This is a genomic window from Mycolicibacterium agri (genome assembly GCF_002553505.1).
Classification (GTDB): Bacteria; Actinomycetota; Actinomycetes; order Mycobacteriales; family Mycobacteriaceae; genus Mycobacterium; species Mycobacterium agri.
This window is the reverse complement of record NZ_PDCP01000056.1, coordinates 13731-37527: the sequence shown is the minus strand read 5'-3', so window position 1 is coordinate 37527 and position 23797 is coordinate 13731. Positions and strand designations below refer to the sequence as shown.

The window sequence follows — 23797 nt, the reverse complement described above, 5'->3', positions numbered from 1 at the left end:
ACCCGGGCGGAAAAGTAGGACACCGCCGAACACACACACAAGAAATGCCCCCCAACACCCTGGGGGGCATTTCTATTGGTGAATCGAATTGCACTAAACGGACGTTGATTCTTGCGTACACGGTAGTAAATCTCGCCGAACCACAACCCCAACCGCAAAAACCACACCAACGGCCCGTCCACAACCCCGTCACGCCCACACCACCACCCCAGTCGACTCAGCGTCGTGCTCAGGTCTCAGGCGTCAGGTCGTCCGACACGATTTGTCGGTGGGTGCTGTCAGGATGGGGCCATGTCGATGACCGCACCTTCAGACGTCGGGGTGATGAACCCCAATGATCGTCTGGATGTGCTGTGTGCCGAGCTGGAAGAACTCTCGGGACAGCGCAACGCGATCGACGGCCGCATCGTGCAGATCGTCGCCGAACTCAATTCCGCCGAGCTGTGGGGGTTGACTGGGGCACGGTCGTTAAAAGCTTTCGTGGCTTGGAAATTGGGCATGGCCGAGTCGACAGCCCAGACGGTCACCGCGATCGTCGACCGGTTTGAGGAGTTTCCTCGCTGCAATGCCGATATGCGTGAGGGCCGATTGTCGCTGGATCAAGTCGGGGTCATTGCCAAACGCGCCGGCGCAGAATCCGATGAGCACTATGCGCAGCTGGCCTCGGTGGCCACGGTCAACCAATTGAACACTGCGATAAAACTGGAACCGCGTCCCGAGGCGGAGAAACCCGAGCCGAAGCGCTCGTTCTCCAAACACACACGCGATGGGTTCACGACCTATCGCATTACCGTGCCCACTATCGAGGCCGCCAAGGTCGATGCCTCCCTGAAGTCCCACCACGAGGCGCTGATCAACGAGTACAAGCGCGACAACCCGGAGTCTGCGGCGCGCGACGCAGGGCAGGAAGCGCGCGACGGGCAAGCGAAGGAAACGCATGACGCTCAAGACGACACGTCGGGTCGACGGCCGTTCCCGAACCTGACCGATGCCTTCATGCGGATGGTCGAAACCGCTTGGGACGCTGAGGCTACGCGCCGTCCGCATGGTCAACACACGACGGTGATCGTGCATCTGGATGCCGACAAACTCGCCGCGTGGCTGCACGGCGGCCCTTATCTGTCGGATGCGGATCGGCAGTACCTGTTGTGTGACACCAGCTGCGAAGTGTGGCTGGAGCGGCGCGGGCAAGTCATCGGTGCCGGGCGTAACACGCGCGTGATCAACCGCCGGCTGCGTCGGGCGCTGGAGTACCGCGACCCGGTGTGCGCCGTGCCCGGCTGCGGCGCCACCCGCGGCTTGCACGCTCACCACATCCGGCACTGGGAAGATGGCGGACTCACCGAACTCGACAACCTGGTATTGGTCTGCCCGCATCATCACCGGTTGCATCACCGTGGCCTGATTTCCATCAGCGGAACCGCCGACAAACTCATCGTCACCGACGCCGCAGGGCGGCGGCTCCAGCCCGGATCACTCGCTCGACCGCCCACACGGCCGCCGCCGGCAGTCCCACCGTGGCAGGGTCCGCTGGGTGAACGTGCCGACTGGTGGTGGTATGACCCGTACGAACCGCCACCGGTTAACAACAATTGACGTGTTGGCTGGCAACTCAATGAGGTTGGCAGATCACAACATTCGGTTGGGCTGGCTCCTGCCTTGAAATTGAAGATGCGGCTGAGCCGGCGAACGAATTCAGTCGAACAACGTCAACGCAGGCGATACGCGGCTCTTCTCCATGTCGAGCAGCATCCGCTTCCTGTCCAGCCCACCGCCGTAGCCGGTGAGGCTGCCGTTCGCCCCGATCACCCGGTGGCATGGCACGATAATGCCAATGGGGTTGTGCCCGTTGGCCAATCCCACCGCGCGAAACGCGCCCGGCGCCCCGATCTGCCGCGCGATCTCGCCATACGAACGCGTCTCGCCGTAGGGAATCGTCAACAGCGCCGCCCACACTCGCCGTTGGAACTCCGTGCCGACCATGTCGAGCTCAAGGTCGAAGTCGGTGAGCTCACCGGCGAAGTACGCCTCGAGCTGGTCTACGGCCTCGGGAAACGCCCGGTCGTCGCGTATCCAACCGTCACGGCTGGGCTCGTACGTCTGATCCTCCATCCGCAAGTGCATCAATCGGCCGTCCCTACCGGCCAAGGTCAGCATGCCGACCGGGCTGTCCATTGTGCGAAATTGCAACGCCGACATCACTTCTCCTTCGGCGGCCAATCGTTGACCGCATGATCGAGGGTGGTCCACAAATGTTGAGTGGCATACGACCGCCACGGCCGCCACCGAGTGCTGTACTCGGTCAGCGTGCGCGGATCCGAGGGAAGGCCGAGTTGCTCGGCCGCCAACCTGACGCCGAGGTCGGTCACCGGGAAGGCATCCGGATCGCCGAGTCCGCGCATCGCGATCAGCTCGGCTGTCCACGGCCCGATTCCCGGCAGCGCCAGTAACTGCTCGCGGGCCGTATCCCAATCGCAGCCGGCATCAAGGACGACATCGCCGTCAGCCAACGCGCGGATCAGCGTCGTCAATGAACGCTGCCGAGCCTTCGGGAATGCCAGGTGAGCCGGATCGATCTCGGCAAGGTGCTCGATCGCCGGAAACACATGCGTGAGGCCTCCGTCAACGTCGGTCACGGGGTGGCCGTAGGCGGTCGCCAGGCGCCCGGCATGTGTGCGGGCCGCTTTCACCGAAACTTGTTGTCCCAGAACCACTCGCACCGCCAATTCGTGCTCGTCCACGGTGCGTGGAATGCGCTGGCCGGGTGCCTTGGCTACAACCGCGGAGAGGTCAGAATCGGTGCAGAGTGCGTCGACGACGGCCTCCGGATCGGCGTCCAGATCGAGCAGTCGGCGGCATCGCGCGATCGCGGTGGTCAGATCGCGGAAGTCGTCAAGCATGACCGAACACCGCACATGGTCAGCCGCCGGTGTCAGACTGACGATCCCGTAGCCGTTCGGCAATCGCAGAGTGCGCCGATACGCGTCGTCGCGAACCTCCTCGACGCCGGGCACCATGCTCGCCGCGAGGTGACCGAACAACCCCTCGTAGGCAAACGGTGTGCGCACCGGCAGCCGCAGCGACAAAGCTCCCGCGTTGCCCTCGCCGTCGCTGCCGATCCTCGTTCGCGCGCGCTGCCGCAATGCCGTCGGCGTCATGTCGCACACCGCTCGTATCGTGTCGTTGAACTGGCGAATGCTCGAGAAGCCCGCCGCGAATGCGACGTCGCTGAACGGCAATTCGGTGGTCTCGATGAGCACTCGCGCCGTCTGCGACCGCTGCGCTCGCGCGAGAGCCAACGGATTGGCGCCGACCTCGGCCTGTAACAGCCGTTCGAGTTGTCGGGTCGTGTATCCGAGCCGCGCGGCCAGACCCGTGACACCCTCACGGTCGACGGTGCCGTCAGCGATCAGACGCATCGCCCGTGCCACCACATCGCCGCGCATATTCCATTCCGGCGACCCCGGTGACGCGTCGGGTCGGCAGCGCTTGCACGCCCGGAAACCTGCCTTCTGCGCGGCGGCGGCCGTCGGATAGAAACGCATGTTCTGCGCGTGCGGCGGGCGGACCGGGCAACTCGGCCTGCAGTAGATGCCCGTTGTCAGCACGGCGGTGACGAACCAGCCGTCGAACCGGGCGTCCTTGGCCTGCACCGCCCGGAAGCAGCGGTCGAAATCGTCGTGCATCCTCACACGATTACACGAGGACACCGACAAGACTGGCGGAAAAACGACATGGTCGTCCGGGCCATCGACCGAATTGCTGCGCGGCGTGATAGTCAATCACGTGGGGGGTTTGCAATGAGACGTATGGTGTTCCCGGCCGCGACGTTAGTGTCCCTGATTCTGGTCATTTGTGTCGGTGTCTACATCGTCATGAACGCGCGGACCTTCCAGCTGGCCGGACGGCTCGTCGCGCGCGTGCCCACCGACGAGAAGGTGGTTGCCTTGACCCTCGACGACGGGCCATCCGAGCACACGCCCGAGGTATTGCAAAGCCTGGCCCGTCTGAAGGTTCCCGCAACGTTCTATCTCAACGGCAAAGATCTGCAGCGCTTCCCGCAGCACGGGGCTGCGATAGCCGCGGCGGGGCATGAGATCGGCAACCACACGTTCTCGCATCGCAGACTGGTGCTCAAATCATCCGAGACGGTCGCAGACGAAGTCGAGAAGACCGATTCGGAGATCCGCGCGACCGGCTATACCGGAGACATCACGTTCCGACCTCCCTACGGGAAGAAGCTGTGGGCGCTGCCCGCCTATCTTGATCGGCACAACGTGACGACCGTCATGTGGGATGTCGAGCCGGATTCGTCGGATCAGCCCGACACCGCGGCGATCGTCCAGAACACCCTGGACGCGACGCAACCGGGTTCGATCATCCTGTTGCACGTCATGTTCGACGGCCGAGAGGCGTCTCGTGCAGCGCTGCCCGGCATCGTCTCCGGCCTGCGCGACCGCGGCTATGAGTTCGTCACGGTCTCCGAACTACTCCGACACCAGACCTGAACCGGTCAACGGGCACGAGCGGCCGGTGTTCGGCTGGAAATGGCATTTGAGAGACTGCTTGCGTGGCACAGATAACCCTGCGTGGAAACCCGATCAATACCGTTGGCGACCTGCCCGCCGTCGGCTCAACCGCACCCGGCTTCACCCTGACCGGAACCGACCTGGGCACGGTGAGCGACGAGCAGTTTCGAGGAAAGCCGTTTCTGCTGAACATCTTCCCGTCCGTCGACACCCCGGTGTGTGCGACGAGCGTGCGCACCTTCAACGAGCGAGCGGCCTCAAGCGGTGTTGCCGTGCTCTGCGTTTCGAAAGATCTGCCGTTTGCGCAGAAGCGGTTCTGCGGCGCCGAGGGAATCGAGAACGTGACAACCGCCTCGGCATTCCGCGACGGCTTCGGTGAGGCCTACGGCGTGACGATCGCCGACGGCCCGATGGCGGGGCTGCTCGCGCGGGCCGTCGTGGCGGTTGGCGCCAACGGTGAGGTTGTCTACACCGAGCTGGTCCCCGAAATCGGGCAGGAGCCCGACTACGACGCGGCGCTCAAGGCGATATAGCCGACCTGGCACGTAGTCCCGGCCCTCAGTCGCCGAACACCACGGCCAGTGCCGCGGCCCGAGACTGCTGCGTCCTCTCGCGCTCGTCGCCCATCCCGACGATGGTGTCGACGGCGAGCGGCCCGAGAATCTGGGTCAACCCGTGGCCTTCCTGGCCGAAGAAGCCCGCCATCTCGAGCAGAACCGCCCCGTGGTTGATGCTCCACAGCCGGCCCGCCATCGCGGCGACCCCGTCGTCGCGGATGCGGCCCGCCGCGATCATCCGGCGCACGGCCTCGAGGAGCGCTTCGAAGGACACCGCCCATTCCTCGCGGGCGCTGGCGCTGCCGGTGACCGTCAGGTCGGAGTGAAAGCGGTTCAGCGACTGCGCCGAGGTGCCGAACATCATCTGGTAGCGCTGCGGATTGGCCAGCGCGAACTCGCGATAGCGCAGGCCCATCACGAAGAAGTCCGCGACCGGATCGTCGGTCTGCTCGATGTCAGTCAGCGCCCTGGTGAACCGCGCGAATGCTTCGCTGGCGATGGCGTCGATGAGTCCCGTCATGCCGCCGAAGTGGGTGTAGACCGCCATCGTCGACGTGCCGGTCTCCGCAGCGAGTTTGCGCGCGGACAGCGCGGGTAGGCCGTCGCGCTCCAGAATCCGAATACCGGCCTCGACCAGTTGTTCGCGGGGGCGATCGCTCACCCTTGCCATCGTGCCATAACGGTGTTATACAGAGGCAGTCATAACACCGTTATCAGGGGCTGGTCATGACGAATCGTTACCTCGAAGGCGCGTTCGCAGCCATCACCGAGGAATTCACGCTCACCGACCTCGAGGTAAGCGGGACCATCCCCGACTATCTCGACGGACGTTACCTGCGCAACGGGCCCAACCCCGTCGGCGAACTGGACCCCGACCTGTATCACTGGTTCGTCGGCGACGGCATGGTGCACGGCATCCGGATCCGCGACGGGAAGGCCGAGTGGTACCGCAATCGCTGGGTCCGTGGCCCGCAGACCGCGCGAGCGCTGGGCGAAGAGCCACCCAAAGGCGACTTTCCGGTCTCGGGGATCGGCGCCAACACCAACGTCATCGGGCATGCGGGCAAGACGCTGGCACTGGTCGAGTCAGGCGTCACCAACATGGAATTGACCGACGAATTGGAGACCGTCGGGCCCTGTAACTTCGACGGAACCTTGACCGGCGGCTACACCGCGCATCCCAAGCGCGATCCGGAAACCGGTGAACTGCACGCTGTTTCGTACAACGTGTACGGCGGCAACAGGGTGCAGTACTCGGTGATCGGCGTCGACGGCCGGGCGCGGCGCATCGTCGACGTCGAGGTGGCGGGTGCTCCGATGATGCACGACTTCTCGCTGACGGAGAACCACGTCGTCTTCTACGACCTACCGGTCACGCTGGACGCGCGCCAAATGGTCGAGATGGGCGTCCCGCGCGGCTTACGCTGGCCTGCCCGACTCATGTTGTCCGCCTTGATCGGTCGGGTGCGCATCCCCGATCCGATCAGCGCCCGGAAACCGAGCGCGTCCGCCGATCGGCGCTTCCCGTACTCCTGGAACCCGAAGTACCCCGCTCGGGTCGGCGTGATGCCGCGCGACGGCGACAACGACGACGTGCGCTGGTTCGACGTCGAACCCTGCTATGTGTTCCACCCGATGAACGCCTACGACGACGGCGAGACCATCGTTTTGGACCTGGTGCGGCACCCGAAGATGTTCGATACGCATCTCCTCGGGCCCGACGAGGGCCTGCCCACCCTCGACCGCTGGGTGGTCGATCTGGCCGACGGCAAGGTGCGCGAGTCGCGCATCGACGACCGCGGCCAGGAGTTCCCCCGCGTCGACGAGCGCCGCGTCGGTAGACGCCACAGGTACGGTTACGCCCCGTCCTTCCCCGACGGTGAGGGCAGCGACACCCTGCTCAAGCACGACTTCGTCGGCGACGCGTCCGTGAAGCGGTCCTTCGGTGACGGAAAAATACTGGGCGAGTTCGTATTCGAACCGTCCTCGCCGGACGCCGACGAGGACGACGGCGTACTGATGGGCTATGTGTACGACAAACGTATCGACCGCAGCGAACTGGCGATCCTCGACGCCCAGACCCTGCAGGACGCCGCGAGCATCAAGTTGCCGCACCGCGTTCCCGCCGGCTTCCACGGCAACTGGGTGCCGACGGCGGCCGGCTGATCGCGGCAGTGCGCCTGTGCGCCTTGACCTCAAGCTCGATTGAGGTTCTAGCCTGGCGGCATGCTCGCAAAGAACTCGGTCGGCTTCGCTGTTGAGATTGCCGCCGACGGTCGGCATTTGGGCGATGCACGCGACATGGAACAACTGGGGTATGCCGCGCCGTGGGTGAACGGAGGGCAGTTCGACAGCCCAGAACATATTGCGGCACGCGTGCGGCAGTATGATGACGCCGGCGCCGACCACGGGTACCTCACGGCGCTTCACAGCGACGGTCAACCGGGGCCGCGCGATGCTGCCCGCCTACTGGCGCCGCACGTGCTGCCGCGCACGTAACGGCGTGTGAGGGGCCGTCGATCCCGACGGGATCGAAGAGGCTTGCCGCGAAGCCTATTCCAGGTCGACTGTCACCGTCACGCGTCCCTCCTCGTCGCGCTCGGCCACCGCGTGGCCAGTCCGGTCCGCGCCGTCGAGATTCACAAGCGTGATGGGTCCGCCCTCGCCGAGGAAGTTGCGCCACCAGGTTTTCTTGTCCGGCGCGACGACGGTGATCACGATCCGGTTTCCGGACCGCCGATAGCCGACCGGTGTTTCGAAGGTGCGCCCTGATCGCCGCCCGACATACCGAATGACCACCAGGCCGCGGCTGACGAAGCGGCCGATGACGGGAGCGTTGAGCAGTCCGACGAAGCCCCTGTTGAGGATGCCGACGACGGGGGAGTCGAAGATTCCACGTGCCATGGATCCGAGGTTAGACGTCTGCAGCGGATCAGCGTTCGGAGTCCAGGGCCGCCATGTGCGCGGCGGGGTACCGGTCGCCGGCCACCTTTTCCGCGGGCACGGCCGCCTCGATGCGGGCCAGCTGGTCGCCGTCCAGGCGTACATCCACAGCGCCGAGCGCCTCGTTCAGACGAGTGCGGGTGCGCGCGCCGATGAGCGGCACCACGTCGGAGCCTCGGGAGGCGACCCAGCCGATCGCGACCTGCGCCATCGTGAGACCGAGTTCGTCGGCCACGCCCCGCAGTGCCTCCGCGAGAGCCAGATTGGCGTCCAGGTTATGCCCTGAGAAACGCGGGCTGGCAAGACGCGAATCGGCAGAATCAGCATGTCCGCTCCTGTTTTTGGTCCAGTTGCCGCCGATGAGCCCTCGAGACAGCACGCCGTATGCGGTGATACCGATTCCGAGTTCGCGGCAGGTCTGCAGAATGTCGCGCTCGATACTGCGTGACATCAGCGAATACTCGATCTGTAGATCACTGATGGGCCGGACCGATGCCGCTCGGCGAACGGTCTCCGAACCGACCTCCGACAGGCCGATGTGGCGCACGAACCCGGCGTCGACGAGGTCGCCGATGGCGCCGACGGTGTCCTCGATCGGCACTGCGGGGTCCAGGCGCGCCGGCCTGTATACGTCGATGTAGTCGGTGCCGAGTCGCTGCAGCGAATATGCGACCGCGGTCTTCACCGCTGCCGGTCGCCCGTCGAATCCGAACCACGTGCCGTCCGGTCCGATCTGGGCGCCGAATTTCACGCTGAGATGGTAACTTTCGCGGGGCATCGATCGCAGCGCCTCCGCGAGCAGTAGTTCGTTGTGCCCCATCCGGTAGAAGTCGGCGGTGTCCACCAAGGTGATGCCGGCGTCGATGGCTGCGCGCACGGTCGCGATGCTCTCGCCGCGGTCGGCTTCGCCGTAGGCGCCCGACATGCCCATGCAACCGAGGCCGACTGCCGATGTGATCAGAGATCCGAGTTTCTTCGTTTGCATGAAGCCAGTGTCAATCGCCACCGGCCGGGATACCACGACGCGTCGAACCAGGGATTGCGAGTCCCTGTCTGCGCGTGCCCGCGTCGGCGACAATGGCTGCATGGACGGCTCGATGGACCGCGCTGCGCTGGCCGACTTCCTGCGCCGCCGCAGAGAGGCCATCAGACCGTCGGACGTCGGGCTTCCCGCGGGTGTGCGGCGCCGCACGGCCGGCCTGAGGCGCGAAGAGGTGGCCCAGCTGACCGGGATGTCGGTGGACTATTACGGCCGGTTGGAACAGGCCCGCGGCCCGCAGCCGTCGACTCAGATGGTGCGCGCGCTGGCACGCGGGCTTCGCCTCACCGACGACGAGACCGACCACCTGTACCGGCTGGCAGGCCACGCCGTGCCCGACCGCACCAGGGCGTCCACGCACGTGCGCCCGGCGCTGATGTTCGTCCTCGACCAATTGCGCGACGCCGCCGCGTTCGTCGGCTCCGACACCGACGTCATCCTCGCGCAGAACGAACTCGCCAGGCTGTTGATGGGGGATCGGGTCGCCGGCGACACGGGGTTTCGGTCGAACTTGAGCTGGAAGTGGTTCACCGACCCGACCAGTCGTGCGCTGGCCCCGCAAGGAGAGCACGACGAGCACAGCCGAACCTTCGTCGCCGACCTTCGCGCGGCATGGGCCCGCAGACGCAACGACGCCGACATGCGCGAACTCATCGACAACCTGCTGGCCCACAGCCCGGAGTTCGCGGCGCTGTGGGCACGCCACGAGGTGGCCGCCAGACACATGCAGCAGAAGACGTTCCTGACCAAGGTCGGTGCCATCACCCTCGACTGCGAAGTGCTCGCCACCGTCGACAATCAACGCCTGGTCGTGCTGACCCCGCCCGCGGGATCCTCTGCGCTCGAACAACTCCGGCTGCTCGCCGTCGTCGGCGAACAAGCTGTCGGCTCGGCGTAGGCCCGCGTGAGTCAAAGGTCCAGTGGCGTGTCACGCCATTCCTGCACCATCTCCATCAGCGCATCGGCGAGCAGCGGCAGCTGCGGCATCAGCGTGAGGCAACCGACGAACTGCAGGCGACGGGCGGCATCCATCACCCGCTGCACATCGGGATTCGTCACGCGGCGCCGACGCTGCCGCGCGGCGTCGTCGTAGCCCGCGACGGCCTCTGCGCCGATCAGCGCGAGGTCCCATTCCACCGGGCCGATCGTCACGTCCTCGAAGTCGGAGAACCGGATGCCGTCCTTGGTGCGAATGACGTTGTGCGACGGGCCGTCTCCCTGGATCGGTTGGACCTCCACCTCGGGAAAGGCCGACTCGAAGGCGGATCGGTTCGCCAGAATCGAGCGCAGCGCCGCGTATTCGGCGCGGGCGCGGTCGGTTTCGCCGCGTCGCAAGACATCGACGTCATCCAGCACTGCCAACATCTCGGGCAGCCCATGGTTGAACGGCGCCAGAAACGGCAGCGGCGCCGGACATTCCGACAGCGCAGCGTGCAGTTCGGCGCTGTAGGAGATGTCGACGCCCCGATACGGCTGATGATCGTCGGCCACGTCGGCAAGCTCCCAAAACGTCATCGGGAAGCCGTCTCGGCGAAACGGTCTGCGCGGCACCAGCGGAGACGGTGCGACGACGGGGACACCCCTCTGGTCCAGCCACGCCACGACGTCGAGCTCACGCTGCTGACGGGCGGCCTGCGCGTCGGGCGCCGTCGCACCGGTGAGCACCACAGGGATGCGCGCGACGACAGGTTCGGGCGCCAGATGCACGACGACAGAGAACACGTCATGCAGGACCACAGGTCGCTGCACCCGCAGCCCGAGATCGGCAGCGACGGCCACGGCTGCCTCCGTGGCGCGGTGGGTGCGGTCGGCCAACTCGGCCGCCGTCATCATCCTCACTGATCCATCAGACCGGCACTGCCAGCTGCGTCGGCTGATCGAGGCCTCGCAGGGTCACGGTGTCGCCCAAAGTCCAGTAACGGCTTTCATTTTCGGTGGCATTCGCCACCGCGTCCGACGACGCGAGGAGCCGGCTGGGCTTCGTCTTCGCCAGGTCGCACAACCGGGCCGCCTCGTTGACCGGTTCGCCGATGACGGTGTACTCGAAGCGTTCGTTGGCACCGACGTTGCCCGCCACCGCCTGGCCTGCGGCCACGCCGATGCCGATGTCGCATTCGGGCACCTCGGCGCGGACCCGCTCGCAGATCGCCCGCGCAGCGGCGAGCGCCTCGTCCTCAGGATGGTCGAGGTGATTCGGCGCACCGAAAACCGCAAGCGCGCCATCGCCTTCGAACTTGTTGACGATGCCGTGGTGGCGGTCGACCTCTTCGACGATCACCTGGAAGAACCGGTTCAACAGCTGGACCACTTCGGTTGCGGGACGGCCTGACACCAACTCCGTCGAGCCGATCAGATCGACGAAGAACACCGCGACGTGGCGTTCCTCGCCACCGAGCTGGGGCCGTTCCTTTTCGGCCGCTGCGGCCACCTCACGGCCGACGTGCCTGCCGAAGAGGTCGCGCACCCGTTCGCGCTCTCGCAGGCCCTCGACCATCGAGTTGAATCCGCGCTGCAGCTCGCCCAGCTCGGTGCCGTCGAACACCACCACCTTGCAGTCCAAGTCGCCTTCCTCGACGTGCTTGAGCGCCGTGCGCACCACGCGCACCGGTGTGGCGGTCAACCAGGACAGCAACCACATCAGCACCCAGCCGAAGATGAGCGCCACGACGGCGATGTTGAGTACGGCGTAGGCGAATTGCGTCTGGGTGAGGTTCTGCAGTGCCAGGGCGAAGATCGCGGTGACCGCGATGCCGAGAACGGGCACGCCCGAGCCGAGCATCCAGACCAGCATGGTGCGGCCCATGATGCCCGCGGTGAGGCGGTGGGGTGGCGGACCGGCTTCCAGGGCCTGCGCGGCGACCGGCCGCAGCGAGAACTCGGTGATCAGGTAGCAAGCGGTGGCCACCACGACGCCGGAGAAGCTGACGGCGAACAGGAAGCGCGGGATGAAGTCGGTGTCGTGAAGCCCGTACAACGTCGTCATGAGCGCCGCGCCGACGCCCCACAAAATCAGGACCATTCGCGCGACCCGCCAGGGTGCCACGAACGCGTTGCGATGATCGGCGCGGTTCGGCTTTCGCTCCTCGATGGCCCACCGCAGCGAGTTGACGATCTTGTGGGTCACCCAAAAGGTGCCAAGGCCCAGCGCCAGCGCGATGTAGGCCGGGCTGACCCCGAAGGTGAGCCACGCAGGGACGTCGCTGAAGACGCTGGGCACCGGAAACACGAACGCCACCAGAGCGGTCGCCACGATGATCCCGAGCAGGTTGGTCAACAGGATGAGGACGGTCAGGATGACCTGGATGCGGACCCGTCGCCGCTTCTGGCTTTCGGTCTCCCTGCCCAGCAGCCACGACCCGTAGTCCGGCGTCGTCGACAGCCGTCCGCTTTGCCGGGTCACGGTCTCCAGGACCCGGCCCAACCGGTGCGCGACGCTCTTTTTCGAGTTCATCCCGTGTCAGCCTAATTTGCCCGGGGTTCGGGCCCTAAGGTTGGACCAGTGCGTCTCGTCATCGCTTCGTGCACCGTTGACTACGTGGGGCGTCTGACCGCCCATCTGCCCTCCGCCCGCAGGCTGCTGCTGATCAAGGCCGACGGGTCGGTCAGCGTGCATGCCGACGACCGGGCCTACAAGCCCCTGAACTGGATGAGCCCGCCGTGTTGGATGACCGAGGACACCAGCGGTCCGTTGCCGGTGTGGGTGGTGGAGAACAAGTCCGGCGAGCAGTTGCGCATCACCGTCGAAGACATCGAGCACGACTCGAGCCACGAACTGGGGGTGGACCCGGGCCTGGTCAAAGACGGAGTGGAAGCGCACCTGCAGGCGCTGTTGGCCGAGCACATCGAATTGCTCGGCCCCGGTTACACGTTGGTGCGCCGTGAGTACATGACCCCGATCGGGCCGGTCGATCTGCTATGCCGCGACGAACAGGGCCGCTCGGTGGCCGTGGAGATCAAGCGGCGCGGCGAGATCGACGGCGTCGAACAGCTCACCCGTTACCTTGAACTGCTCAACCGCGACAGCGTGCTGGCCCCCGTCAGCGGGGTGTTCGCCGCTCAGCAGATCAAGCCGCAGGCGCGCACCCTGGCCATCGATCGTGGAATCCGTTGCGTGACTTTGGACTACGACCAGATGCGCGGCATGGACGACTCCGAGTTCCGGCTGTTCTGAGCGCATAGACTCATCAGATGTCCAGGCGTCGACGCACCCGGCAGCCGCCACGGACACCCCTGCCCGCGCCCCGGCGCATCGAGGTCGGACCCGACGGCTACGACTACGAGGTCAAGCCGGTCGCCGCGGCCAGGGCCACCAAGACCTACCGCTGCCCGGGCTGCGACCACGAAATTCGGCCCGGCACAGCGCATTTGGTGGTATGGCCGATCGACTTCGGGCAAGACGCGGTCGAGGACCGCAGGCATTGGCACACGCCGTGCTGGCAGCATCGCGCCACTCGGGGCCCGACCAGGAAATGGTCGTAGATGTCAGTGAGTTTCGGCGGGCTCGACCAACTCGATCAGCACACCGCCGGCATCCTTCGGATGGATGAAGTTGATCCGCGAATTGGCGGTACCCCGCCGCGGTGCGTCGTAGATCAGCCGCACACCCTGCTCCTGCAGCCGGTCGGTGAGCGCGTCGATGTCGCTGACCCGATACGCCAGCTGCTGCAGGCCGGGGCCGCGCTTGTCCAGGAACTTGGCAATCGGCGACGTCTCGTCGAGCGGCGCCATTAGCTGAATCTGCGCGCTGCCGACCGGCGCGCCGCGTACCGACAGCATCGCCTCGTGGACGCCCTGGTCCTCGTTGACCTCTTCGTGCAGGACGATCATGCCGAGATGGTCGTGATACCACTTGACCGCGCTGTCCAGATCCGCGACAGCAATGCCGACGTGGTCGATTGCTGTCACCAGTGCGGTGGCCAAGAGTGGACGGGCGTCAACTTGGTCGGCGGTCATAACGCAAAGGTAACCTAACGACATCGATTTCGATACTGGCGGTCTTCTGGATAGCCTCGACGAAGCCTTGCGAAACCCCTGGAGGTAGGAAATGACGACGTCGGTAATAGTTGCTGGGGCGCGGACGCCAGTGGGCAAGCTGATGGGCTCGTTGAAGGAGTTCTCGGGCAGCGACCTAGGCGCCATCGCCATCAAGGGCGCCCTGGAGAAGGCGGGTGTCCCCGCGTCGTCAGTCGAGTACGTGATCATGGGTCAGGTGCTGACCGCCGGGGCTGGGCAGATGCCTGCGCGGCAGGCGGCGGTGGCCGCCGGCATCGGCTGGGGCGTGCCGTCGCTGACGATCAACAAGATGTGCCTGTCCGGCATCGACTCGATCGCGTTGGCCGATCAGCTGATTCGCGCCGGTGAATTCGACGTGGTCGTCGCGGGCGGTCAGGAGTCGATGACCAAGGCGCCGCACCTGTTGATGAACAGCCGCGCCGGCTACAAGTACGGCGATGTCACCGTGCTCGATCACATGGCCTACGACGGGTTGCACGACGTGTTCACCGACCAGCCGATGGGCGCGTTGACCGAGCAGCGCAACGAGGTCGACCAGTTCACCCGCGCCGAGCAGGACGAGTTCGCGGCCCGCTCGCACCAGAAGGCCGCGGCCGCATGGAAAGACGGCGTGTTTGCCGACGAAGTGGTTCCTGTCCAGATTCCGCAGCGCAAGGGCGACCCGATCGAGTTCGCCGAGGACGAGGGGATCCGGGCCAACACCACCGCCGAGTCGTTGGCCGGGCTCAAGCCCGCGTTCCGCAAAGACGGAACCATCACGGCGGGTTCGGCGTCGCAGATCTCCGATGGCGCCGCTGCCGTCGTCGTGATGAACAAGGACAAGGCCGAGCAGATGGGGCTGTCCTGGCTGTGCGAGATCGGCGCCCACGGCGTTGTCGCGGGGCCGGACTCCACGCTGCAGTCCCAGCCGGCCAATGCGATCAAGAAAGCCATTGCGCGCGAAGGTATTTCGGTCGACGACCTGGATGTGGTCGAGATCAACGAGGCGTTCTCGGCGGTCGCGTTGGCTTCGATGAAGGAACTCGGTCTCGATCCGGAGAAGGTCAACACCAACGGCGGTGCGATCGCGATCGGCCATCCGATCGGCATGTCGGGTGCGCGCATCACGCTGCACGCGGCGCTGGAGTTGGCGCGACGCGGATCCGGCTATGCCGTCGCCGCGCTGTGCGGCGCGGGCGGCCAGGGCGACGCGCTGATCCTGCGGGCCGGGTAAGCGGTCTACTACGGCGTGTAGTAATAGCGCGGAATTTCGGGCACAATGGCGCCCATGACAAGCGTGTCCGACGCCGCTGACGCCCCTAGCGCCTTCACCGTCCGTACCGCCGCGGGATGGTTTCGCCTGATCGCGTTGGCCGAAGCCGTCAGTTGGGTCGGCCTGCTGGTCGGGATGTATTTCAAGTACCTGGGCAGCCCGCGCACCGAGATCGGGGTCAAGGTGTTCGGCATGGCCCACGGCCTGATCTTCGTGGCGTTCGTGTTGGCCGGTCTGCTCGTCGGAATCTCGGTCAAATGGGCGCGCGGCACATGGTTGCTGGCGTTGCTGGCGAGCGTCGTGCCGCTTGGCAGTGTGATCTTCCTCATATGGGCCGATCGGAGTGGTCGGATGGGGTCTGCCAGCCCGTCGAAGGGGGTCCTGCAACCACGCGGATCGGTGCCGGAAACGGCGTGACAGACTTAGAAGCGTGAGTCGTCCACGTCCTCCCGTCGGTCCATCCATCGCCGGCGCGGTTGACCTGTCCGCCCTGAAGCAGCGCGCCTCGGCGCCCAGCGACGGGCAGGGCTCCGGCGCGCCGGCTGGTGTGGAGATCACTGAAGCCAATTTCGAAGCCGAAGTGCTGGTTCGGTCGAACCAGGTGCCCGTCGTCGTGGTGCTCTGGTCGCCACGCAGCGACGCGAGCGTGCAGCTGGCCAACGCGCTGGGCACGCTGGCGGCCCAAGACGGCGGCAAGTGGGCGCTGGCGTCCGTGAACGTCGACACGACGCCGCGGGTGGCGCAGGTGTTCGGCGTGCAGGCCGTCCCGACCGTCGTCGCACTGGCAGCAGGCCAACCGTTGTCCAGCTTCCAGGGCCTGCAGCCCGCCGATCAGCTGCGCGGCTGGATCGATTCGCTGCTCAACGCCACCGCCGGAAAGCTCAGCGGCGGAGGCGATGCCGGCGAGCCCGAGCAGGTTGACCCCGAGCTGGCGCAGGCCCGCGCGCACCTCGACGCCGGCGATTTCGACGCCGCGCGCAGCGCCTACCAGAAGATCCTCGACGCGAAGCCCAACCACCCCGAGGCCAAGGGCGCGGTGCGTCAGATCGCCTTCCTGCAGCGGGCCACGTCGCAGGCGCCGGGGGCGATCGTCGCCGCTGACGCGAACCCCGACGACATCGAATCAGCTTTCGCCGCTGCGGATGTCGAGATCCTGCAGCAGAACCCCAAGGCGGCCTTCGACCGGCTGATCGCGTTGGTCAAGCGCACCGCGGGCGACGACCGCACCAAGGTGCGAACGCGGTTGGTCGAGCTGTTCGAGCTCTTCGACCCGGCCGACCCCGAGGTCATCGAAGCCCGACGCAAGCTCGCCAACGCGCTGTACTGATGCCTTCGCGTCAGTCGGTCGGCTGAGCGGGTTCGAACCACAGCGCGGACAGCGGCGGCAGCACCATCACCGCCGATGCGGGCCTGCCGTGCCACGGCTCGTCGGTGGCCTCCACGGCGCCGTAGTTGCCGATGCCCGAGCCGTTGTAGACGTCGGCGTCGGTGTTGAGCACCTCCCGCCAAGTGCCCGTATGCGGCAGCCCGAGCCGGTACCGGGTGTGCTCGGCGCCGGAGAAGTTGAAGATGCAGGCCAACATCGTGCCGTCGTCGCCGAAGCGCAGGAAGCTCAGCACGTTGTTGGCCGAGTCGTTGGCGTCGATCCACGAGTAACCCTCGGGACGGGTGTCCTGCGACCACAGCGCCCGCCGCGTGCGGTAGATGTCGTTGATGTCGCGCATCATCTTCTGGATGCCGGTCGAGAAGCTGTTCTCGTCAAGCTGATACCAGTCCAGCCCGCGCTCCTCGGACCACTCCGCGCGCTGGCCGAACTCCTGCCCCATGAACAGCAGTTGCTTGCCCGGATGCGCCCACTGGTAGGCCAGCAGGCTGCGCAGGCCCGCGGCCTTCATGTGATCGTTCCCCGGCATCCGGCCCCACAGCGTGCCCTTGCCGTGCACCACCTCGTCGTGGCTGATCGGCAGCACGTAGTTCTCGCTGTAGGCGTACAACATCGAGAACGTGATCTCGTGATGGTGGTAGCTGCGGTGGATGGGGTCACGCTTGATGAACTCGAGCGTGTCATTCATCCAGCCCATGTTCCACTTCATCGAGAAGCCAAGCCCACCAAGGTTTGTCGGCCGTGTAACGCCGGGCCACGACGTCGACTCCTCGGCGATGGTGACGATGCCCGGCGCGACCTTGTGCACGGTCGCATTCATCTCCTGCAGGAACTGCACCGCTTCCAGGTTCTCGCGGCCGCCGTAGATGTTGGGGGTCCAGCCGCCCTCGGGCCGCGAGTAGTCCAGATACAGCATCGATGCCACCGCGTCGACGCGCAGACCGTCAATGTGGAATTCCTGCAACCAGTACAGCGCGTTGGCCACCAGGAAGTTGCGCACCTCGGGACGGCCGAAGTCGAAAACGTATGTGCCCCAGTCCAACTGTTCACCGCGGCGCGGATCGGAGTGCTCGTAGAGCGCGGTGCCGTCGAACCGGCCGAGCGCCCACGCGTCCTTGGGGAAGTGGGCGGGCACCCAGTCCATAATCACGCCGATGCCCGCCTGGTGCAGTTTGTCGACGAGGTAGCGGAAATCGTCCGGGCTGCCCAGCCGTGACGTCGGGGCATAGTACGACGTGACCTGGTAGCCCCACGACCCGCCGAACGGATGCTCGGCCACCGGCAGCAGTTCGACGTGCGTGAAACCCTGCTCGACAACGTATTCGGTGAGTTCCTCGGCGAGCTGGCGGTAGCTCAGGCCAGGCCGCCACGACATCAGGTGCACCTCGTAGGTGCTCATCGGCTCGAACACCGGATTGACCTGCGCCCGTCGCGTCATCCACTCGTCGTCGGCCCACGTGTAGTTGCTGATGGTGACGCGCGACGCCGTCTGCGGCGGCACCTCGGTGGCGAACGCCATCGGGTCGGCGCGTTCGGTGACCGAACCGTCGGCGCCGTGCACACGGAACTTGTACTTGCCGCCGATCGGGAACCCCGGCCAGAACAGTTCCCACACCCCCGTCGACCCGAGCACCCGCAGCGGCGCCTCGTCGCCGTCCCAATGGTTGAAGTCGCCGATCAGGCTGACCCCCTTGGCGTTCGGCGCCCACACCGCGAACGACACACCTTCGACCACTCCGTCGGCGGTTCGGAAGCTGCGCGGGTGCGCGCCGATGACGTCCCAGAGGCGTTCGTGGCGCCCCTCGGCGAACAGGTGCAGATCCAGCTCGCCCAGTGTCGGCAGGAAGCGGTAGGCGTCGGCGACGGTGTGCACGTGCGGTTCGTCGCCGCCGTGGTCGTAGCTCACCTGCAGCCGGTAGTCGATCAGATTGGTGAACGGCAACGCCACCGCGAACAGCCCGGCGTCGAGGTGGGTGAACACGTATCGCTCGTTGCCGACAAGCGCGGCCACCTCGATTGCGTGCGGCCGGTAGGCACGGATCACCGTGTGGTCGCCGTACTCGTGTGCGCCGAGAATCGAATGCGGGTTGTGGTGCTCGCCGGCCAGCAGCCGGTTCAGATCGTTGGGATCCGGCCGCAGGTGTGGGCTCGTCTGTTGGTTCGTGCGCGTCATCTTTTCGGTCACTTCCCTCATTCCCTGCGCAGCAGGGCCGCTCGTTGTTCGGCCGGTATCCGCGGCATGTTCAATATGTGCGCGACCGCCTTGGCCGGATCAAGGCGGACGTAATTGGCTTGGCCCCACTGGTATTCCTCGCCGGTGATCTCGTCGCGAACCCAGAACCGGTCGTAGGGGTGCATGCCGAGGGCGCCCATGTCCAGCCACAGGGTCGACTCCTCCGGGCCGAACGGGTTGAGCGTGACCACCACCAGCACCGCGTCGCCGGTGATCGGGTCGAACTTGCTGTAGGCCAGCAGCGCGTCGTTGTCGATGTGGTGGAACTTCAGCGTGCGCAGCTCGCGCAGCGCCGGGTGCAGACGGCGAATCTCGTTGAGCCGGGCCAGGAACGGCTCCAGCGATTCGCCGCGGGCCAGGGCTGCCTCGAAGTCGCGGGGGCGCAGCTCGTACTTCTCCGAATTCAGGTATTCCTCGCTGCCTTCGCGCACCGGCTGATGCTCGAACAACTCGTAGCCGGAGTAGACGCCCCAGGCCGGGCTGAACGTCGATGCGAGCACGGCGCGGATGGCGAACATGCCGGGGCCGCCCTGTTGCAGGCTCTCGTGCAGGATGTCGGGAGTGTTGACGAACAGGTTGGGCCGCGCGTAGTCGGCGTGTTCGACGATGTCTTCACCGAATTCGATCAGTTCCCACTTCGCGGTGCGCCAGGTGAAGTAGCTGTAGGACTGGGTGAAGCCGAGTTTGGCCAGGCCGTAGAGGCGGGCGGGCCGGGTGAACGCCTCGGACAAGAACAGCACGTCGGGGTCGACCGACTTGACCTGTCCGATCAGCCAGGCCCAGAAGTTCGGCGGCTTGGTGTGCGGGTTGTCGACGCGAAAGATCTTGACGCCGTGGCTGATCCAGAACCGCACCACCCGCAGCACCTCGTGGTAGATGCCCGCGGGGTCGTTGTCGAAGTTGATCGGGTAGATGTCCTGGTACTTCTTCGGCGGGTTCTCCGCGTAGGCGATCGTGCCGTCCGGCAGCACAGTGAACCACTCCGGATGCTCCTTGGCCCACGGGTGGTCCGGCGCCGCCTGCAGCGCCAGATCCAGCGCCACCTCGAGGCCCTGGTCGCGTGCCGCGGCGACGAAGTCGTCGAAGTCGTCGATCGTGCCGAGGTCCGGGTGCACCGCGTCGTGGCCGCCCTCGTCGCTGCCGATCGCCCACGGCGATCCCACGTCGTTGGGCCCGGCGGTCACCGAGTTGTTGCGGCCCTTGCGGTGCACCTTGCCGATCGGATGGATCGGCGGCAGGTACACCACGTCAAAGCCCATCCTCGCGATGCGGGGCAATGCCTTGGCCGCGGTGGCGAACGTGCCGTGCACCGGGTTGCCGTCACGGTCCCAACCGCCGGTCGAGCGGGGGAAGAACTCGTACCAGGCGCCGAACCGCGCCAGCGGCCGGTCCACCCACACGCCGTACGACTCACCGCGGGTGATCAGATCGCGCAGCGGATACTCCTCGAGGAGCCGCGTCACCTCCTCCGACAGCGCCCGGCCCGCGCGGGTGAACGGGTCGCCCGGCGTGCGAAGCGCCTCGGCGGCCTCGAGCAGCGGTGTCCGCAGCGCGCGGGGGACGCCGGTGGCGGCCCGGTCCAGCAGGCGCGCGCCAATCAGCAGGTCGTTGTTCAACTCGCTTTCGCTCTGCCCGGCGTCCAGCTTGGCCGTGACCGCGCGCCGCCACGTGGCGATCGAGTCGCCCCATCCGTCGACGCGGAACGTCCACAACCCGACGGCGTCGGGGCAGAACTGCCCGTGGAAGACGTCGGGTGTGCGGCCAAGCGACATCGCAATGTGCTGCGGCTTGATCCGGCGGGCCGGCTTGACGACGTTCTCGATGGGCACCGGCTGCGCAGGCTCCTCGAGCACCGGCCCCTCGGCCAACTGCGGGTACTCGGTGCCGTGGTAGCGGACCACCAGGGTGGCGGCCACGGCGTCGTGGCCCTCGCGCCACACCGTCGCGCGCACCGGGACCATCTCACCGACCACGGCCTTGGCGGGATAGCGTCCGTTGGAGACCACAGGGGCGACGTCATCGATTGCGATACGACCGGCCACCTACCCACTCCTTCATGGCGCGGCCCGCTCGGGCCGCTGTCGTCTGGTGTCGTTCCGGATTCCTTTTACAGCCTCGTCGCGCCCTATACCCACCGTAGTGTCGGGCCCAACCACATGCGGGTGAACGTCGCACCGACACTGATGGCGCTCTTATCCGTCGCCAGTAAGGTTGTGTCGCGTGAAAGCCCTCCGCCGGTTCACGGTCCGCGCCCACCTTCCGGAGCGACTCGTCGCCCTGGAGCGGCTGTCGATCAACCTGCGCTGGTCCTGGGACAAACCGACACAGGACCTGTTCGCGACCATCGACCCTGACCTGTGGAAGCAGGTCGGCTGCGATCCGGTGGTGCTGCTCGGCCAGGTCAGCCCGAAACGGCTGGACGAGCTGGCCACCGACGAGTCGTTCGTCTCGCGGCTGGATGACATCGTCCACCAACTCGACGACTACCTGAGCCGGCCGCTGTGGTACCAGGAGCGCGCCGCGGCAGGCGACGAGCTGCCCAACGGCATCGCCTACTTCTCGATGGAGTTCGGCGTCGCCGAGGTGCTGCCGAACTACTCGGGCGGCCTCGGCATCCTCGCGGGCGACCATCTGAAGTCCGCCTCGGATCTAGGGCTGCCGCTCATCGCGGTGGGCCTGTACTACCGGTCGGGGTACTTCCGGCAGTCGCTGACCGCCGACGGTTGGCAGAAGGAGAACTATCCGGCGCTGGACCCGCAGGGCCTTCCGCTGCGGCTGCTCACCAACCACACCGGCGACCCTGTGCTCATCGACCTGGCGATGCCGGACTGCGGCCAGCTGCGGGCCCGGGTGTGGGTGGCGCAGGTGGGCCGAATCCCGTTGCTGTTGCTCGATTCCGATATCCCGGAGAACGAGCACGACTTGCGCAGCGTGACCGACCGGCTGTACGGCGGCGACCAGGAGCACCGGATCAAACAGGAGCTGCTGGCGGGCATCGGCGGGGTGCGCGCCATCCGGGCGTTCACCGAGATCGAGGGCCTGCCCACCCCCGAGGTGTTCCATATGAACGAGGGCCACGCCGGGTTCCTCGGCGTCGAGCGGATCCGTGAGCTCATCGGCTCCGGGCTGGATTTCGACACCGCGCTGGCTGTGGTGCGGTCGTCGACCGTGTTCACCACGCACACCCCGGTGGCCGCGGGCATCGACAGGTTCCCGGTGGAGATGGTGAAGCGCTACTTCGGCGGCGGCGACGAGAACGCGTCCGGCGTCTGCGGGCCGCTGCTGCCCGGTGTGCCGCTGGACCGGGTGATCGCGTTCGGCGCCGAGGACGATCCGTCGAAGTTCAACATGGCGCACATGGGTCTGCGGCTGGCGCAGCGCGCCAACGGGGTGTCGCGGCTGCACGGCCGGGTGAGCCGGGCGCTGTTCAACGCGCTGTGGCCGGGCTTCGATCCGGACGAGGTGCCGATCGGGTCGATCACCAACGGTGTGCACGCGCCGACGTGGGCCGCACCGCAATGGCTGCAGGTCGCCCGCGAGCTGTACGGCGGCGAGCTGCCAACCGGCCCCGCGGTGTGGGAGCCCGAGGCCTGGCAGCGGTTGCAGCACGTCGATCCCGGTCAGATCTGGTGGATCCGGTCGCAGCTGCGGGAGCTGTTGGTCAAGGACGTGCGGGCCCGGCTGCGCCGGTCGTGGCAGGAGCGCGGCGCCGCGGAGGCCGAGTTGGGTTGGATCGCAACGGCTTTCGACCCCAACGTTCTGACCGTCGGGTTCGCGCGCCGGGTTCCGACGTACAAGCGGTTGACGCTGATGTTGCGCGACCCCGAACGGCTCGAGCGGCTTCTGCTGGACGACAAGCATCCGATCCAGTTGATCGTCGCGGGCAAGTCGCATCCTGCCGACGACGGAGGCAAGGCGCTCATTCAGCAGGTGGTGCGGTTCGCCGACCGGCCGGAGGTGCGCCACCGCATCGCGTTCCTGCCCGACTACGACATGTCGATGGCCCGCCAGTTGTACTGGGGTTGCGATGTCTGGCTGAACAATCCGCTGCGTCCGCTGGAGGCCTGCGGCACGTCGGGGATGAAGAGCGCGCTCAACGGCGGGCTGAACCTGTCCATCCGCGACGGCTGGTGGGACGAGTGGTACGACGGCGAAAACGGTTGGGAGATACCGACTGCCGACGGTGTATCCGACGAGGGCCGCCGCGACGACCTGGAGGCGGCGGCGCTCTACGACCTGCTTGAGCAGTCGGTGGCGCCGAAGTTCTACGACCGCGACGAGCACGGTATCCCGGTGCGCTGGGTGGAGATGGTCCGCCACACGCTGGAAGTGTTGGGCCCCAAGGTGTTGGCGTCGCGGATGGTGCGCGACTACACCGAGAAGTACTACGCGCCTGCCGCGCAGTCGCTGCGCCGCACCGTCGAGCCGCTCGAGGAGGGTGGCGCCGCGTTCGGTGCCGCGCGGGATCTGGCTCTGTACCGCCAGCGCGCGCAGGAGGCCTGGCCGAAGATTCAGATCACGGACGTCGACAGCACGGGGTTGCCCGACACACCGCTGCTGGGCTCGGAGATGACGCTGACCGCGAAGGTGCAACTGGCGGGATTGCGCCCCGACGAGGTGACGGTGCAGGCGGTGCTGGGGCGCGTGGACGCCGCCGACGCACTGGTCGCTCCCGTCGCCGTGACGATGACGCACGTCGGCAGCGCCGACGGTGGCCTCGAGGTGTTCTCGACGACGACGCCGCTGCCGGTCGCCGGTCCGGTCGGCTACACGGTGCGGGTGCTGCCGCACCACCCGTTGCTGGCATCGGAGGCCGAGCTCGGCCTGGTCACGCTCGCCTGACCCCA

At 66.5% G+C, this 23797-nt stretch carries 22 protein-coding genes; 12 read left to right on the top strand and 10 right to left on the bottom strand.

The genetic code is table 11. The annotated features are described in order from the left end of the window. Nucleotides 1-291 precede the first annotated feature (291 nt). Nucleotides 292-1596: an HNH endonuclease signature motif containing protein gene (locus CQY20_RS24185; RefSeq protein ID WP_097942604.1), complete on the top strand. Its 1305-nt coding sequence runs from the start codon at nucleotides 292-294 to the stop codon at nucleotides 1594-1596. Nucleotides 1597-1695: 99 nt separating this feature from the next. Here the strand turns inward: CQY20_RS24185 and CQY20_RS24180 are convergent, their stop codons facing one another. Together CQY20_RS24180 and CQY20_RS24175 are read right to left on the bottom strand one after the other, a co-directional pair. Further along, on the bottom strand, nucleotides 1696-2199 hold the full coding sequence (locus CQY20_RS24180) for a methylated-DNA--[protein]-cysteine S-methyltransferase (RefSeq protein WP_163700699.1): 504 nt from the start codon (nucleotides 2197-2199) through the stop codon (nucleotides 1696-1698). Then, the gene (locus CQY20_RS24175) at nucleotides 2199-3686 is read right to left on the bottom strand and encodes a DNA-3-methyladenine glycosylase 2 family protein (protein ID WP_097942602.1); all 1488 of its coding nucleotides are present in this window, start codon (nucleotides 3684-3686) and stop codon (nucleotides 2199-2201) included. Before CQY20_RS24175 ends, CQY20_RS24180 begins: the two co-directional genes overlap by 1 nt. A 123-nt stretch (nucleotides 3687-3809) precedes the next feature. Between CQY20_RS24175 and CQY20_RS24170 the strand changes: the two genes are divergently transcribed. After that, entirely contained in the window at nucleotides 3810-4508 is a 699-nt protein-coding gene (locus CQY20_RS24170; protein ID WP_234816391.1) for a polysaccharide deacetylase family protein, read from the top strand. Between the two features lie 62 nt (nucleotides 4509-4570). After that, complete coding sequence (tpx, locus tag CQY20_RS24165) at nucleotides 4571-5062, top strand: thiol peroxidase (RefSeq protein ID WP_097942600.1); 492 nt, start codon at nucleotides 4571-4573, stop codon at nucleotides 5060-5062. 25 nt (nucleotides 5063-5087) lie between these two features. Here the strand turns inward: tpx and CQY20_RS24160 are convergent, their stop codons facing one another. Beyond that, nucleotides 5088-5747 (bottom strand): TetR/AcrR family transcriptional regulator, encoded by a 660-nt coding sequence (locus CQY20_RS24160; RefSeq protein WP_097942599.1) that lies wholly within the window; start codon nucleotides 5745-5747, stop codon nucleotides 5088-5090. Nucleotides 5748-5812: 65 nt separating this feature from the next. Between CQY20_RS24160 and CQY20_RS24155 the strand changes: the two genes are divergently transcribed. Together CQY20_RS24155 and CQY20_RS24150 are read left to right on the top strand one after the other, a co-directional pair. Continuing rightward, nucleotides 5813-7252, top strand: coding sequence for a carotenoid oxygenase family protein (locus CQY20_RS24155; RefSeq protein ID WP_097942598.1), 1440 nt, complete (start codon nucleotides 5813-5815; stop codon nucleotides 7250-7252). A 60-nt stretch (nucleotides 7253-7312) separates the two neighbouring features. After that, nucleotides 7313-7585: a hypothetical protein gene (locus CQY20_RS24150; protein ID WP_097942597.1), complete on the top strand. Its 273-nt coding sequence runs from the start codon at nucleotides 7313-7315 to the stop codon at nucleotides 7583-7585. A gap of 54 nt (nucleotides 7586-7639) precedes the next feature. Here CQY20_RS24150 and CQY20_RS24145 read toward each other — a convergent pair whose 3' ends face one another. Both CQY20_RS24145 and CQY20_RS24140 read right to left on the bottom strand, forming a co-directional pair. Next, entirely contained in the window at nucleotides 7640-7990 is a 351-nt protein-coding gene (locus tag CQY20_RS24145) for a nitroreductase/quinone reductase family protein (protein ID WP_097942596.1), read from the bottom strand. Between the two features lie 28 nt (nucleotides 7991-8018). Further along, nucleotides 8019-9014: an aldo/keto reductase gene (locus tag CQY20_RS24140; RefSeq protein WP_097942613.1), complete on the bottom strand. Its 996-nt coding sequence runs from the start codon at nucleotides 9012-9014 to the stop codon at nucleotides 8019-8021. A gap of 112 nt (nucleotides 9015-9126) precedes the next feature. On the opposite strand from CQY20_RS24140, the gene CQY20_RS24135 reads away from it, so the two are divergent. Further along, nucleotides 9127-9966: a helix-turn-helix transcriptional regulator gene (locus CQY20_RS24135; RefSeq protein ID WP_163701349.1), complete on the top strand. Its 840-nt coding sequence runs from the start codon at nucleotides 9127-9129 to the stop codon at nucleotides 9964-9966. Between the two features lie 11 nt (nucleotides 9967-9977). On the opposite strand, the gene CQY20_RS24130 is transcribed toward CQY20_RS24135, so the two are convergent. Further along, nucleotides 9978-10901, bottom strand: a complete 924-nt coding sequence (locus tag CQY20_RS24130) for a phosphotransferase (RefSeq protein ID WP_234816388.1) — start codon at nucleotides 10899-10901, stop codon at nucleotides 9978-9980. Between the two features lie 13 nt (nucleotides 10902-10914). Beyond that, complete coding sequence (locus CQY20_RS24125; protein WP_097942594.1) at nucleotides 10915-12519, bottom strand: adenylate/guanylate cyclase domain-containing protein; 1605 nt, start codon at nucleotides 12517-12519, stop codon at nucleotides 10915-10917. A gap of 48 nt (nucleotides 12520-12567) precedes the next feature. Here CQY20_RS24125 and nucS point away from each other — a divergent pair, with 48 nt between their 5' ends. Beyond that, on the top strand, nucleotides 12568-13239 hold the full coding sequence (gene nucS / locus CQY20_RS24120; protein WP_097942593.1) for an endonuclease NucS: 672 nt from the start codon (nucleotides 12568-12570) through the stop codon (nucleotides 13237-13239). A 17-nt stretch (nucleotides 13240-13256) separates the two neighbouring features. Then, entirely contained in the window at nucleotides 13257-13547 is a 291-nt protein-coding gene (locus CQY20_RS24115) for an Rv1322 family protein (protein WP_097942592.1), read from the top strand. A 3-nt stretch (nucleotides 13548-13550) separates the two neighbouring features. On the opposite strand, the gene mce is transcribed toward CQY20_RS24115, so the two are convergent. Continuing rightward, nucleotides 13551-14021, bottom strand: coding sequence for a methylmalonyl-CoA epimerase (gene mce / locus CQY20_RS24110; RefSeq protein WP_097942591.1), 471 nt, complete (start codon nucleotides 14019-14021; stop codon nucleotides 13551-13553). 91 nt (nucleotides 14022-14112) lie between these two features. Here mce and CQY20_RS24105 point away from each other — a divergent pair, with 91 nt between their 5' ends. The 3 genes from CQY20_RS24105 to CQY20_RS24095 are packed head-to-tail and all read left to right on the top strand — an operon-like array spanning nucleotide 14113 to nucleotide 16660. Beyond that, nucleotides 14113-15294 (top strand): acetyl-CoA C-acetyltransferase, encoded by a 1182-nt coding sequence (locus tag CQY20_RS24105; protein WP_097942590.1) that lies wholly within the window; start codon nucleotides 14113-14115, stop codon nucleotides 15292-15294. Between the two features lie 45 nt (nucleotides 15295-15339). Next, complete coding sequence (locus CQY20_RS24100; protein WP_371871014.1) at nucleotides 15340-15750, top strand: DUF3817 domain-containing protein; 411 nt, start codon at nucleotides 15340-15342, stop codon at nucleotides 15748-15750. Between the two features lie 13 nt (nucleotides 15751-15763). Further along, entirely contained in the window at nucleotides 15764-16660 is an 897-nt protein-coding gene (locus CQY20_RS24095; RefSeq protein WP_163700697.1) for a tetratricopeptide repeat protein, read from the top strand. Nucleotides 16661-16670: 10 nt separating this feature from the next. On the opposite strand, the gene glgB is transcribed toward CQY20_RS24095, so the two are convergent. Together glgB and CQY20_RS24085 are read right to left on the bottom strand one after the other, a co-directional pair. Further along, complete coding sequence (gene glgB, locus CQY20_RS24090; protein WP_097942609.1) at nucleotides 16671-18890, bottom strand: 1,4-alpha-glucan branching protein GlgB; 2220 nt, start codon at nucleotides 18888-18890, stop codon at nucleotides 16671-16673. A gap of 17 nt (nucleotides 18891-18907) precedes the next feature. Then, nucleotides 18908-20992: an alpha-1,4-glucan--maltose-1-phosphate maltosyltransferase gene (locus CQY20_RS24085; RefSeq protein ID WP_097942589.1), complete on the bottom strand. Its 2085-nt coding sequence runs from the start codon at nucleotides 20990-20992 to the stop codon at nucleotides 18908-18910. Between the two features lie 178 nt (nucleotides 20993-21170). Here CQY20_RS24085 and glgP point away from each other — a divergent pair, with 178 nt between their 5' ends. Beyond that, nucleotides 21171-23792, top strand: coding sequence for an alpha-glucan family phosphorylase (gene glgP, locus CQY20_RS24080; RefSeq protein ID WP_097942588.1), 2622 nt, complete (start codon nucleotides 21171-21173; stop codon nucleotides 23790-23792). Nucleotides 23793-23797 lie beyond the last annotated feature (5 nt).